This is a genomic window from Novosphingobium nitrogenifigens DSM 19370, assembly GCF_000192575.1.
Classification (GTDB): domain Bacteria; phylum Pseudomonadota; class Alphaproteobacteria; order Sphingomonadales; family Sphingomonadaceae; genus Novosphingobium; species Novosphingobium nitrogenifigens.
On the sequence record NZ_GL876933.1, the window covers coordinates 581,952 to 594,304 of the forward strand.

Genomic DNA, 12,353 nt, shown 5'->3' on the forward strand with positions numbered 1-12,353 from the left:
GCGCCTTTTCCGCGACGGGATCGAGGTGTCGAGCCCCTGATTCAAAATGCGCCGAAGGGCGAATTTTGAAGGCGGCACCAGCCCGATGCCGCTCATTGGAAATTCGGCGGTGCCGGAATGTCCGATCAGACACTGACGCTTCGATTTGTCCGTCCTGTTGCCCCATTGAAAAAAGAACCGTTCAGGATAGTTTATTTGCCATCTCGGATGTCCCCGCGAGATGCTCGGCTTTTCTGAAAGCCCCTCTCCATTTTAATATTTTCAATGTTAATCATATAATTATCGGACATCTGCGCGTGGTATGCGGAGATTCGCTTGAGGGTGTCAATGAAGTGATAGATCCAATAAGGATCATTTTCTGATATCGATCAGGCCAGATCGGTACAGTCAAAGGCGCAAGGGGAGTGCGCTCAACGGATCGACCGGAAGGTTGTTCTTCCGCAATTCGAAATGAAGCGTGGGGGCTGTCGCCTCGCCGCTTGAGCCGATGCGGGCGATCACTTCGCCTGATTTGACGAGGCGGCCTTCGCGGACGCCGACTTTGCCGAGATAGGCATAGGCGGTTGCCCAGCCGTTGCCGTGGTCGATGATGATGAGCTGGCCGAAGCGTTCGGTCTCGGTTCCGGCAAAGATCACTTTCCCGGCAGCTGCGGCATGGACCGGCATTCCCGAAAAGGCGCGCAAGTCGATGCCGTTGTTGGTCTTGCCGTGGGAGTGGGGGCCGAAACGGCTGCTGACCGCGCCCGACGTCGGCCAGATCAGGCGCGGCATTCCCGGTTCGGGGCGATGCGCCGGGGCGATTTCGGGCATGGGTCGGACCGGAGGCGCCGGTCGGGCCGTGGGCGCGGGCCGCAAGGGCGGTGCAGGGCGACGGACCGGCCGTTGAGAGGGCATGTCCGTCGGATCGGGGCGTTTGAGCGTACTGCCGGGCACCAGCGGCGCGTCGGGGTGCAGCCCGTTGGTTGCCGCCAGCGCCAGCGGCGACACGCCCATGCGGGCGGCCACCTCGTCAAGCGTATCGCCCGGCTGGACGATATAGGTCCACGCGATGATCGCGGGCGCGGCGGCAAGATGAGCGGAAAGCGGCGCCAGCAGCGCCAGCAAAAGAGCCTGTCTTGCGCCGCGCCGCGTCGTCACTTGGCGGGAACGAGCCGGGTGATCCCGCCCATATAGGGGGCCAGCGCCGCAGGCACTTCGACCGAGCCGTCCTCTTGCTGATAATTTTCAAGGACGGCGACCAAGGTGCGTCCGACGGCGAGGCCCGATCCGTTGAGTGTGTGGACGAATTCGGTGCCCTTGGCGCCTTCGGGGCGATAACGGGCATTCATCCGCCGCGCCTGGAAATCGCCGCAGTTGGAGCACGAGGAAATCTCGCGATAGGTGTTCTGTCCCGGCAGCCAGACTTCGAGGTCGTAGGTCTTGCGGGCGGTGAAGCCCATGTCGCCCTCGCACAGGACGACCTTGCGATAAGGCAGGTCGAGCGCTTCCAGAACGGCTTGTGCCGCGCCGGTCATGCGTTCGTGCTCGGCTTCGGAATCTTCGGGGCGCGTGATCGAGACCAGCTCGACTTTCTCGAACTGGTGCTGGCGGATGAACCCGCGCGTGTCGCGTCCGGCGGCACCGGCTTCCGAGCGGAAGCAGGGCGTCAGCGCGGTCATGCGCAGCGGCAGGGCTGCATCGGTCAGGATCTGTTCGCGGACCGAGTTGGTCAGGCTGACTTCGGCTGTCGGGATCAGCCAGCGACCATCGGTGGTGCGGAACAGGTCTTCGGCGAACTTGGGCAGCTGGCCGGTGCCGAACACGGCTTCATCGCGAACCATCAGCGGGGTCGCGCATTCGGTATAGCCGTTGGTGCCGGTCTGGAAATCCAGCATGAACTGCGCGAGCGCGCGGTGGAGGCGGGCCATCTGCCCGCGCAGGAACGTGAAGCGCGCGCCTGAGATGAGGGCACCGGTTTCGAAATCGAGACCCAGCGCCGGGCCGATGTCGGCATGTTCGCGCGGGGTGAAGGCGAATTCGCGCGGGGTGCCCCAGCGCAGCACTTCGACATTGGCGCTTTCGTCCTCGCCCGCCGGTACGTCGTCGGCGGGGCGGTTGGGCAGCGCGGCGAGGACCGCGTTGAGCTCGCCGGTCAGGCGACGCTCGTCCTCTTCCATCGCGGGCAGTGCGTCCTTGAGCGAGGCCACTTCGGCCTTCAGCGCTTCGGCGGTGTCCTTGTCGCCTTTGCCCATCGCCGCGCCGATTGCTTTCGACGCTTCGTTGCGGCGTGCCTGGGCCTCCTGCATCCGGGTCAGCAGGTCGCGCCGGTCGGCATCGGCCGAAAGGATGGCCTGAGCGGCCGGGGCGAGCCCGCGACGGGCCATTGCCGCGTCAAAGGCTTCGGGGTTTTCGCGGATCAGGCGGATGTCGTGCATGGTGGCAATGGCCTATGCCCTTGCGCGCGACGGCTTTCAACCCGCGCGACACGCTCTTGCACGCGGAAAGGGCTGCGAGTAACGGCTTGGGCTGCGACAGGTTCCCCGTGAGGGGATCAAAAGGGAACACGGGTGCGATACCCGGGCTGCCCCTGCAACTGTAAGCGGCGAGCCATCCGGCCATCATGCCATTGGGATCCCCGGCACCGTTCCGGGCCCCGAGAAGGCGGTCGGACCGGCCTTGACCCGTGAGCCAGGAGACCTGCCTGACGCGGTCGTTCTTCGTGCCGACAGGGTGTGCGGTGCGAGCGGGGTTTCCCTGACGAGCGACAGCCATGGGCCGCGCGGTCGCCTGCGCGCTCGGGGAGGGGTATGTCGATTGTGCGTCATCCGTTGGGGGATGAGCGGGATTTCCTGTCCGTGAGCGTGTGAGCGGGGTGCGGTCTGCCGTCCGTTATGCTGTGCAGGGAAACCGCCCATGAAGCAGTCCCGTTTTACGCTTTCCGAATTTCTCGCCCTTGTTGTCCCATCCGTGCTGGGCCTTGCCGGGGCGGCCCATGCTGCCGACGCCGGCGACAGTGGCGAGATCGTCGTCACGTCGATGCGCACGCCCATCGAGATCGAAAAGGTCGCCTCCAGCGTCACCGTGCTCGACGCGCCCGCGATCGAGGCGGCCCAGCCCGTCGCGGTGAGCGACATCCTGTTGCGCACCCCCGGCATTACGCTCGCGCGCAACGGCGGCTATGGCGAAGCGACCAGCCTGCGCATTCGTGGGGCCGATACCGGGCAGACGGTGGTGGTGGTCGATGGCATGCGCATGGCCGACGCGACCTCGACGACCGGCGGCTTCGATTTTTCGCAGCTCTTTACCGACGATATTTCGCATATCGAGATCCTGCGCGGGCCACAGTCGATCCTGTGGGGATCGCGGGCGATCGGCGGGATCGTCAATGTGACGACGCTTGCCCCGACCCGCCCGCTCGAAGGCAGCGTTTCGGTCGAGGCGGGCTCGCATCAGTCGGTCAATGCCCATGCCGGGCTGGGTGGAAGCAGTTCGATCATCGACTGGCGCATTTCCGGATCGGCCTTCACCACGCAGGGGATCCCGACGCTCGAAGGCGGCACGACCTCGAACGGATATCAGCGTCAGGCGGCGAGCGGCACGGTCACGGTGCATATCAGCCATGACGTTTCGCTCGACTTGCGCGGGTACTGGACGGGCGGGCGCAACAGCTATTCCGACAACTACAACGTTCCCGGCACGATCTATGGCGGGGATTACGGTCTGTCGAAGCAGTGGTCGCTCTATGCCGGGCTCAACGTCTCGGCCTTCGACGGGCTTTGGAAAAGCCGCCTGGCGATCATGGAAAACCATACCGACAACGAAAGCGTGGAGCCGATGGCGGTGCCTTCGCTGACGTATGTCGGGCACGGGCGCATCCGTCGTTACGAATATCAGGGCGATCTGGCGATTTCGCGGGTTCTCGACCTTGTCGTCGGGGCCGAGCGCGAGGAAGAGCGCATGGCGGCCGGCAGTCCCTATGACACCGTGCCCTTCGCCATGGTCGAGCACACCAATGCGATCAACAGCCTCTATGCCACCGCGCGGGTCATGCCGGTCCGGGGCCTGACGATCAGCGGCGGGGTCCGGTATGACCACAACGATCTCTTCGGCGGCAATACGGTGTTCAGCGCCGGGGGTGCCTATACCCCCGACGGTGGCACGACCGTCCTGCGTGCGACCTATGACCAAGGGTTCAAGGCGCCTTCGCTCTACCAGATGTTCAGCGACTACGGCGTTTCCGGGCTGCGTCCGGAAAAGGCCAAAGGTTGGGAAGTGGGCGCCTCGCGCAGTCTGTTCCACAAGGCGATCACGCTGGGGGCGGCCTGGTACGAGCGCAACAGCACCAATCTCATCACCTTTGCCTATTGCCCTTACAGCGGCACGCAACCGGCGATCTGCTATGTTCCGGGCACGACTTCGACCCGCTTCGGCTATTACGCCAATGTCGGCGCGGCGCGGACGCGGGGGCTGGAACTGACCGGCGCCTTGCGCACCGGGGCGCTCTTTGCCGACGGCAATTACAGCATCGTCATGACCGAGGATCGCACCGAGGGCGCTTCGACCTATGGGCAGCAATTGCCGCGCGTGCCCCGTCACATGGCCAACATGACCGTCGGGATCGACATGCCGTTCGGCCTGACACCCAGTGTCGCGGTGCGCTGGGCCGGGGCAAGTCTCGACAGCACCTATTCCGGCACGGTCCTGCCCGGTTATGTTCTGGCTGATCTGCGCATGGAATATCGGGCGCCGCGTGGTCTCGTCATTTTCGGCCGGGTCGAGAACGTGGCCGATCGCCATTACCAGACAGCACTGGGCTACAATTCGCTGGGCCGCACGGCATGGCTGGGCCTGCGCGGGCATTTCTGAGCCTGCAAGTTTCCTCGCTTTACCAACAAGGAAGGCGCGCGGCCCCGAGGCTTGCGCGCCTTTTTCTTGATTGGGGTCAATTTATCACTATCTGCATTTGATAAGGTTATCTTTGGTGCGGCCTATGCGCGCCTCAGGAAACGAGGATGGACAACCCTGATATGGCAACGGCGCCGACTTCCGCCTGGACACCGCTCCGGATCGGCGATCCCGTTCCCGACTTCACGGCTCGCAGCACGCACGGCATGGTGCGCCTGTCCGACTATCGCGGGCGCTGGCTCTTGTTCTTTTCGCACCCGGCCGATTTCACGCCGGTCTGTACCAGCGAATTCATCGCCTTCGCGCGTGCGGCAGACCAGTTCGAGGAACTGGGGTGCAGCCTGCTCGGTCATTCGGTCGACAGTCTGTTTTCCCATCTCGCGTGGTTGCGGGCGATCCGCGACGATCTGGGTGTGACCATTCCGTTTCCGATCGTGGAGGACCCCACGCTCGAAATCGCGCGGGCGTTCGGCATGGCCGGATATGGCGAGAATCATTCGAGTTCGGTGCGTGCGGTCTGTTTCATCGATCCGGAGGGAACTCTGGTCGCAAGCACGGTCTATCCGATCACGGTTGGCCGCTCGGTCGCCGAAATGTTGCGCACCGTGGCCGCGTTGCAGCGGACGGCGAGCGAGCCGGTGATGACGCCTGAAGGCTGGCAGCCGGGCGACCCGGTGCTGCTGCCCCCCGATTTCACTGCCGACGAAGTGCTTGCGTCCGATCGCTCGACCAGCTGGTTCTTCCGCACGGGGCCTGCCGAATGAGCGCAGCGGCAGTTGATGCAGGCAGTGGCACGGCGGGCGGTGGCGCGGCAGGTGGAGGCACGGGTGGCGTTGTCGATCCCCTGATCGAGACCTTGCGGTTGATCGGGCATCCCTTGCGGTTTCAGATCCTCAGCCTTCTGGCGACGGGGGAGCATCCGGTCGGCGATCTGGTGGCCCAGACCGCGCAAGGCGCTTCGTTGATCAGCCAACAACTGGCGATGTTGCGTCGGGCAGGACTGGTCCGCTCGCGGCGCGAGGCAAAGCAGGTTTTCTATACGTTGGTGGCTGACAAGATGCTGGAGGTGGCTCAGGCTCTGGCGCAGCTCGCCGGGAGCAAGACGGTCTCATTGGTTCCCGGACAACCGGCGGAGGGGGCGGGGTCTTCCGCTCCCGTTGCGCCGGTGAGCCAGTCCGCCGGACAGATCACGGCGGCCATGTTCGCGCAGGTTCAGCCCAGGGGCTGAACCTCCACCACCTGGGTGGCGAGCGCGGACATCGCAGGCCGGTGGCTGACCAGCACCAGTCCGGCGCCGGTGGTGTCGAGCCAGCCCCGCAGGCGTTCGACGAGCAGGGCCTCGGTTGCAGCATCGAGCCCTTCGCTCGGCTCGTCGAGAACCAGCCACGGGCGTTCGGCCAAGAGCGCGCGGGCAAGGACGAGCCGCCGCTTCTGTCCTCCCGACAGGCGGGCGCCTTCGCCGCCGAGCCATTCGTCGAGTCCGCCTGCCATGGTGCGCACGACATCGTCGATGCAGGCGATGCGCAGCGCGGCCCACATTTCGTCCTCATTCGTGCCCGGACGGGCAAGCCGCAGGTTGTCGGCGATGCTGCCCGCGATCAGCGGAACATCCTGTCCGGCGAGCGAAAAGATCGACCGCAGCGCGCCAAGGCCGAGGCCGCGCGGGTCTTTCCCGTCGACGGCGAGGTCCTGCGGCGCGTCGCCGCGCAGGCCGACCAGCGTTTCGACCAGCCGCGTTTTCCCTGCACCCGAAGGGCCGCCGATCCGCAGCCGGGTGCCGGGCGCGAAGGTGCGTCCGGCGATCGAGAGGGCGGGGTTGGCCGTCAGGTGGGCCGGAGGAGCCACGCGGTCGCTGTCGCGGCCGAGTTCGAGCAGACGTTCCTCGGCCTGTTCGACCTGATGCCGCCGCAAGTCGGTGGCAACGAGACCGGCCCAGGTTTCGAGGCCCGCGGCTGCTGCCAGCAAGCCGAGCGCGAGCAGGGGCGCACTGACATGGGCGACGAGTGCCAGCACGGTCAAGGTGACGGCGGCAATCGCGGTCTGCGTGGCGGTGATCGCGGCTTCGGCGCGGGCAATGGCGAGGGCGGCCTCGTCCCGCCGGGCGGCTGTCGCATCGAGCGCGGCCGTCATGGCGGGGCCAAGGCCGTAGACGGCGATGTCGGCAGCGGGCCCTGCGATGTCGGCATAATCGGCCTGCATGTCGGCATGGGCCGCCGCCGTGCGGGCGCTGGCCGCCGGGATCATCCGGGCAGCCATGCCGCGCCCGACAAGGCGCATGAGGACGAGTGCGGCGAGCATGACCGGCACGGCCTGCCATCCCAGTGCAACCGTTCCGGCAAGACCGGCCAGAGCGCCTGCGCCGGCGCCTGCGGCAGCGACGCGGCGGATGACAGCGTCCTCGAGCGCGTCGACATCGCGGCCGAGGCGATTGGCGACAAGCCCGCTGCGTCCGGCGTCATGGCCGCCAAGGGCGGCGCGCGCGACTTGCCCGAACAGAGTGGTGCGCACTTCGGCGAGGGCATGGAGCGCGGCGCGATGGCCGAGCAGGCGTTCGCCGTGGCGCGCGCCCGTCCGGGTGATCGCCGCCGCGCGGATGGCGGCGCTGGGCAACAGGTAATTGAAAGCCTGAACCGCGACGATGCCGCCGGTTCCGGCAAGGGCGGCTCCGGCGAGGAACCAGCCCGAAACCGCGAGCAGGCCGACACCGGCAAATGCCGCCAGTACCGCGCAGAGCACGGCCAGGCGCAGCCAGCGGCGCTGGGCGCGCAACGGCGTGACGAGCAGGGCGATCATGGCAGGACTTTCGTGACGGAGCGGGCCGCCGCGACGAGAGCGTCGTCGTGGGTGGCGGCAATGACGAGGCGATCGGCGGCAAGATCGCGCAGAACCGCGCGCACCATGGCCGCGCTGCCTTCGTCAAGGTCGGCGGTCGGTTCGTCGAGCAGCAGCACCGGGCGCCCGGACAGGATCGCGCGGGCAAGGCCGATTCGCCGCCGTTCCCCGCCCGAAAGCCCCGAACCCTTGTGATCGAGTACGAGGTCGAGGCCGCCGCGCCGTTCCAGCATCGGGCCAAGGCCGAGTGCGTCGAGGCAAGCGCGCATGGTCGCGTCGTCAGCCGAGCCGAACGCGAGATTGGCGCGCAGCGTTTCGGGCAGCAGTGCGACCGACTGGCCTGCCCAGCCCACGGCGTCGTTGGTCGAGCCGGGGGCGAAGGGCGCGCCGTCGGCAGTGATCGTGCCGCCGACGATCGCGACCTGACCGATCAGGGCGGTCAACAGCGACGTCTTGCCGCTGCCGGTCGGGCCGGTCACGACATGAAGGCCGGGGCTGTCCCAGTCCCAGTCGAGCGGACCGATGCGCGCGTTTCCGCCTTCCGGGGTCTGATCCCCGCTGTCGTGCGTCAGGATGACGCCGCGTCCGCTCCAGACGCGCGGGGCGGCAATCTGCGGGGCGAGTTCGGGAACCTTGTCCTGCTCTGCAACCATGGCGGCGATGGCGGCTTCGCCCTGCTGCTTGTCGTGATAGGCGGCGGCAAGACGGCGCAGGCCGATGTAGAATTCCGGCGCCAGCGCCAGCACGAAAAAGGCGCGGGCGAGCGTCAGGTGTTCCGGCGCCGGGAACGGCAACAGGCCGAGCAGCGAGAAGCCGCAATAGACCGCGACCAGCGCGACCGAGAGCGCGGCAAAGAATTCGAGAATGGCGCTGGAGGCAAAGGCGATGGCGAGCACGGCCATGGTCCGCCGCGCCACTTCGCGGGCTGCTTCGCCCAGATGACGGGCGATGCGTTCTTCGCCCGAAAAGGCAAGGATCGTGGGCAGCGTGCGCACGCGATCGACGAAAAGGCCCGACAGGCGGCTGAGGGCGACGTGCTGTGCCTCGGCCCGGCGCGCGGCGGCGCCTCCGGCCAGGATCATTCCGACGATGAAGGGCGGCAGCGTCGCCATCATGATCCCCGCCGAGACATAGCTCGCCGGGGCGGCGCAGAGCGCGATGATCAGCGGGGAGAGCCCCGCCGCCATGCGCAGGGGCATGAAGCGGGCGACGTGTCCTTCGGTCGCGGCGACGGAGTCAATGGCCAGATGCATGTCTTCGCCGACCATGCGGCCACGTGCGACCCGGCTGGGCAACAGGCGCGGGACAAGCGCGTGGCGAAGTTTTTTTTGCACTGCAACCGAGGCGATTGTGCCCCGCACACGGGCCATTGCCTGTACCAGGCCGCGCAGGAGCCCTCCTCCTAAAAGAAGGCTTGCCCCTATGGTATCTATTTGATGAAAAGCAATGTTGCCACCGATGAGGTGTGCAAGGCCGCCGGCGAAGAGGACCGCGCCCAGGCAGTCCGCCATCCACCACATGGTTGCGCTTGCGTCTGGGCGAATGGTCCGGAAAGGGTCGGATGGGTTGAACATATTATAAAAATATCATATTAGTGAATTGTACAAATGGCAAGCGACTCGGTCTGCTGATCCGTGCCGGTTGCCTGTGGTCGTTGGCGCTCCCCGGCGCCTGAATCAAGGGAACCTGCCCCATGGACATGGCGGTTATCGAACTTTCGCGGTTACAGTTTGCACTGACCGCGCTCTACCACTTTCTCTTTGTTCCGCTAACGCTTGGTCTCTCCTTCATGCTGGTGATCATGGAGAGCATCTATGTCATCACCAAGCGGCCGATCTGGCGGGTGATCACCCGCTTCTGGGGCAAGCTGTTCGGCATCAATTTCGTGCTCGGGGTCGCCACCGGCCTCACCATGGAATTCGAGTTCGGCATGAACTGGGCCTATTATGCCCATTATGTCGGCGACATCTTCGGCGCGCCGCTGGCGATCGAGGGGCTGATGGCCTTCTTCCTCGAAGCCACGATGGTCGGGGTGATGTTCTTCGGCTGGGACAAGCTGGGTCGGGTACAGCACCTGCTCGTGACGTTCCTGGTCGCGCTCGGGACCAACCTGTCGGCACTGTGGATCCTGATCGCCAACGGCTGGATGCAGAACCCGGTCGGCGCGACGTTCAATCCCGACACGATGCGCATGGAAGTCTCGAACTTCGGCGACGTGCTGTTCAACCCTGTTGCCCAGGCCAAGTTCGTTCACACCGTCAGCGCGGGCTATGTCTGCGCCGCCACGTTCGTCATGGGCGTTTCGGCCTATTACCTGCTGCGTGGCAAGTGGACCAATGTCGCCCGTCGCTCGATGATGGTCGCGTCCGCTTTCGGTCTGGCGGCTTCTCTCTCGGTCGTCGTGCTGGGTGACGAAAGCGGTTATACTCTGACCGACAACCAGAAGATGAAGCTCGCCGCGATCGAGGCGATGTGGAAGACCGAGGAAGCGCCTGCCGCGATCACCGTGTTCGGCCTGCCCGACATTCAGGCGCGCACGACGCATTTCGCGGTTGAAGTGCCCTATGTCATGGGCCTGATCGGGACGCGCAGCCTGACCGGCAAGATCGACGGCATTGAGGATCTCGTCCTTCGCGCCGATAGCCGCATCCGTAGCGGCGTCATCGCCTATGACGCGGTTCAGAAGCTCAAGGTCAATCGCAACGACGTCGCCGCCCGTGCCGTCTTCGAAGAACACAAGCGTGACATCGGCTATGCCCTGCTGCTCAAGCGCTATGTCTCCGATCCGCGTCAGGCCACCAACGAACAGATCATGAAGGCTGCTGCCGACACCATTCCCAATGTGCCGGTGCTGTTCTTCCTGTTCCGTATCATGGCCGGGATCGGCTTCCTCTTCATCGCTTACTTCGCTGCTGCGTTCTGGTGTGCTTCGGCTTGCGGGTTCCGTCGCAACTGGTTCCTGCGTCTGGCGACGTTCATGCTGCCGCTTCCCTGGATTGCTATCGAATTCGGCTGGATGGTTGCCGAAATCGGTCGTCAGCCCTGGTCCGTGGACGGTGTGCTGCCGACGTTCCTGGGCGCTTCCTCGCTGACCGTGCCGCAGGTCTGGGCAACGATCATCGGTTTCACCGCGCTTTACGGTTCGCTGGCCGTGATCGAAGTGCGCCTGATGCTCGCCTCGATCCGCAAGGGTCCGGTTGAACACGCGCCGGATGAAGTGGCCCACGAAGGCCCCTTCGCACCGCTGCCCGCCGAATAAGGGAGACAGATCCCATGCATATGCCACTCGATTATGAAACCTTGCGCCTGATCTGGTGGGTGCTGCTCGGCGTGCTGCTGATCGGTTTTGCCCTCACCGACGGGTACGACCTTGGCGTTGCCGCGCTGCTGCCTTTCGTGGGACGCACCGACGAAGAACGTCGCCTTGCGATCAACGCGGTCGCTCCGCACTGGGAAGGCCACCAGGTGTGGCTGATCCTGGGCGGCGGCGCCATCTTCGCTGCCTGGCCCTTCGTCTATGCGATCAGCTTCTCGGGCTTCTACCTTGCGATCTTCCTCGTGCTCGCGTCGCTGATCCTGCGTCCGGTCGCGTTCAAGTATCGCTCCAAGCATACCGATGCGGCCTGGCGCAATCGCTGGGACTGGGCGCTGTTCGTCGGCGGTCTCGTTCCCGCGCTGGTCTTCGGCGTTGCGGTCGGCAATGCCATCGAAGGCGCGCCGTTCCGTCTCGATAGCGACCTGCGCATGACTTACGAAGGTTCGCTGCTCGGTCTCTTCACGCCGTTCACGCTGGTTGCAGGTCTCCTCTCGGTCGCCATGCTGGCGCTGCACGGGGCCGGTTTCCTCGCGGTCAAGATCGAGGAAGGCCCGGTTCTGGCCCGCGCTCGCGGCATTGCCCGCGTTGCCGCTCTTGCCAGCATCGTCCTCTTCATCCTGGGTGGTGTCATGGTGGCCAAGGGTCACATGGGCATGCGTCTGACCGGTGTGGTCGATACCTCTGGCCCGTCGAACCCGCTGATGTCGGCGAGTGTTTCGGCTCCGGGCGCATGGCTCGACAACTATGGCGCGCATCCGTGGATGTGGATTGCCCCGGTTCTGGGCATTGCCGGTTCGCTGATGGCGCTGGCGGGGATTTCGGGCCGTCGCGGCTGGCTGAACTTTGCCGGGACGTCGATCGCAACGACCGGGATCATCTCGACCGTGGGTCTCTCGATGTTCCCTTACATCCTGCCCTCGACGATCGACCCGCGCTCCAGCCTGACGGTGTGGAATGCCTCTTCGAGCCATGTCACCCTGTTCATCATGCTGGTGGTGACGATTATCTTCCTTCCCATCGTGCTCGGTTACACGGCCTGGGTCATCAAGGCGCTTTCGGGCCGCCTGACGATCAAGGACGTGCGCACCAGCCCCGACTTTTACTGACAGGAGGCCAAGATGTGGTACTTTTCCTGGATTCTCGGTGTCGGCCTTGCTGTCGGTTTCGGCATCATCAACGGCCTGTGGCATGAATTCAATTCGCCTGCGGATGACGACGCGGCGCACTGAATCGGTCTGATCGGGAATTCCGGCAGTGCCGGAATTCCCGACAGGCGGCATCAGACACCCCAAGAAAAAAGCCCCCGCCGTCGTCGTCGTCG

The 12,353-nt window shown here is 65.2% G+C and carries 10 protein-coding genes and 1 riboswitch; of the genes, 6 read left to right on the forward strand and 4 right to left on the reverse strand.

The features are described from left to right. Window positions 1-387 precede the first annotated feature (387 nt). Together Y88_RS12660 and serS are read right to left on the reverse strand one after the other, a co-directional pair. Window positions 388-1,137, reverse strand: coding sequence for a M23 family metallopeptidase (locus Y88_RS12660; protein WP_008069894.1), 750 nt, complete (start codon window positions 1,135-1,137; stop codon window positions 388-390). Beyond that, on the reverse strand, window positions 1,134-2,414 hold the full coding sequence (serS, locus tag Y88_RS12665) for a serine--tRNA ligase (protein WP_008069895.1): 1,281 nt from the start codon (window positions 2,412-2,414) through the stop codon (window positions 1,134-1,136). The genes Y88_RS12660 and serS overlap by 4 nt, the downstream gene beginning before the upstream one ends. Before the next feature lie 81 nt (window positions 2,415-2,495). Continuing rightward, window positions 2,496-2,698, forward strand: a riboswitch (cobalamin riboswitch). Between the two features lie 194 nt (window positions 2,699-2,892). On the opposite strand from serS, the gene Y88_RS12670 reads away from it, so the two are divergent. The 3 genes from Y88_RS12670 to Y88_RS12680 all read left to right on the forward strand — a co-directional run bounded on the left by Y88_RS12670 (window position 2,893) and on the right by Y88_RS12680 (window position 6,112). Continuing rightward, on the forward strand, window positions 2,893-4,845 hold the full coding sequence (locus tag Y88_RS12670; RefSeq protein ID WP_008069896.1) for a TonB-dependent receptor plug domain-containing protein: 1,953 nt from the start codon (window positions 2,893-2,895) through the stop codon (window positions 4,843-4,845). A 146-nt stretch (window positions 4,846-4,991) separates the two neighbouring features. Continuing rightward, window positions 4,992-5,648, forward strand: coding sequence for a peroxiredoxin (locus Y88_RS12675; protein WP_008069897.1), 657 nt, complete (start codon window positions 4,992-4,994; stop codon window positions 5,646-5,648). Next, window positions 5,645-6,112: an ArsR/SmtB family transcription factor gene (locus tag Y88_RS12680; RefSeq protein ID WP_018075502.1), complete on the forward strand. Its 468-nt coding sequence runs from the start codon at window positions 5,645-5,647 to the stop codon at window positions 6,110-6,112. The genes Y88_RS12675 and Y88_RS12680 overlap by 4 nt, the downstream gene beginning before the upstream one ends. On the opposite strand, the gene Y88_RS12685 is transcribed toward Y88_RS12680, so the two are convergent. Further along, on the reverse strand, window positions 6,097-7,677 hold the full coding sequence (locus Y88_RS12685) for an ATP-binding cassette domain-containing protein (RefSeq protein WP_008069900.1): 1,581 nt from the start codon (window positions 7,675-7,677) through the stop codon (window positions 6,097-6,099). The two genes, Y88_RS12680 and Y88_RS12685, sit on opposite strands and share 16 nt — an antisense overlap. Continuing rightward, on the reverse strand, window positions 7,674-9,086 hold the full coding sequence (locus Y88_RS12690) for an ATP-binding cassette domain-containing protein (RefSeq protein WP_008069902.1): 1,413 nt from the start codon (window positions 9,084-9,086) through the stop codon (window positions 7,674-7,676). Before Y88_RS12690 ends, Y88_RS12685 begins: the two co-directional genes overlap by 4 nt. 323 nt (window positions 9,087-9,409) lie before the next feature. Between Y88_RS12690 and Y88_RS12695 the strand changes: the two genes are divergently transcribed. Genes Y88_RS12695 through cydX form a run of 3 tightly spaced genes read left to right on the forward strand, consistent with a single transcriptional unit; the run spans window position 9,410 to window position 12,261 of the window. After that, a complete protein-coding gene (locus tag Y88_RS12695) occupies window positions 9,410-10,975 on the forward strand; it encodes a cytochrome ubiquinol oxidase subunit I (RefSeq protein WP_008069903.1) in 1,566 nt (521 codons plus the stop codon). Between the two features lie 14 nt (window positions 10,976-10,989). After that, window positions 10,990-12,138, forward strand: coding sequence for a cytochrome d ubiquinol oxidase subunit II (cydB, locus tag Y88_RS12700; protein WP_018075501.1), 1,149 nt, complete (start codon window positions 10,990-10,992; stop codon window positions 12,136-12,138). 12 nt (window positions 12,139-12,150) lie between these two features. Then, window positions 12,151-12,261 (forward strand): cytochrome bd-I oxidase subunit CydX, encoded by a 111-nt coding sequence (gene cydX / locus Y88_RS18995; protein ID WP_018075500.1) that lies wholly within the window; start codon window positions 12,151-12,153, stop codon window positions 12,259-12,261. Window positions 12,262-12,353 lie beyond the last annotated feature (92 nt).

Coding starts and splice junctions, on each gene's coding strand:
- serS (WP_008069895.1), bottom strand. CDS start 2,414: ATGCACGACATCCGCCTGATCCGCGAAAACCCCGAAGCCTTTGACGCG.
- Y88_RS12670 (WP_008069896.1), top strand. CDS start 2,893: ATGAAGCAGTCCCGTTTTACGCTTTCCGAATTTCTCGCCCTTGTTGTC.
- Y88_RS12675 (WP_008069897.1), top strand. CDS start 4,992: ATGGACAACCCTGATATGGCAACGGCGCCGACTTCCGCCTGGACACCG.
- Y88_RS12680 (WP_018075502.1), top strand. CDS start 5,645: ATGAGCGCAGCGGCAGTTGATGCAGGCAGTGGCACGGCGGGCGGTGGC.
- Y88_RS12685 (WP_008069900.1), bottom strand. CDS start 7,677: ATGATCGCCCTGCTCGTCACGCCGTTGCGCGCCCAGCGCCGCTGGCTG.
- Y88_RS12690 (WP_008069902.1), bottom strand. CDS start 9,086: ATGGCCCGTGTGCGGGGCACAATCGCCTCGGTTGCAGTGCAAAAAAAA.
- Y88_RS12695 (WP_008069903.1), top strand. CDS start 9,410: ATGGACATGGCGGTTATCGAACTTTCGCGGTTACAGTTTGCACTGACC.
- cydB (WP_018075501.1), top strand. CDS start 10,990: ATGCATATGCCACTCGATTATGAAACCTTGCGCCTGATCTGGTGGGTG.
- cydX (WP_018075500.1), top strand. CDS start 12,151: ATGTGGTACTTTTCCTGGATTCTCGGTGTCGGCCTTGCTGTCGGTTTC.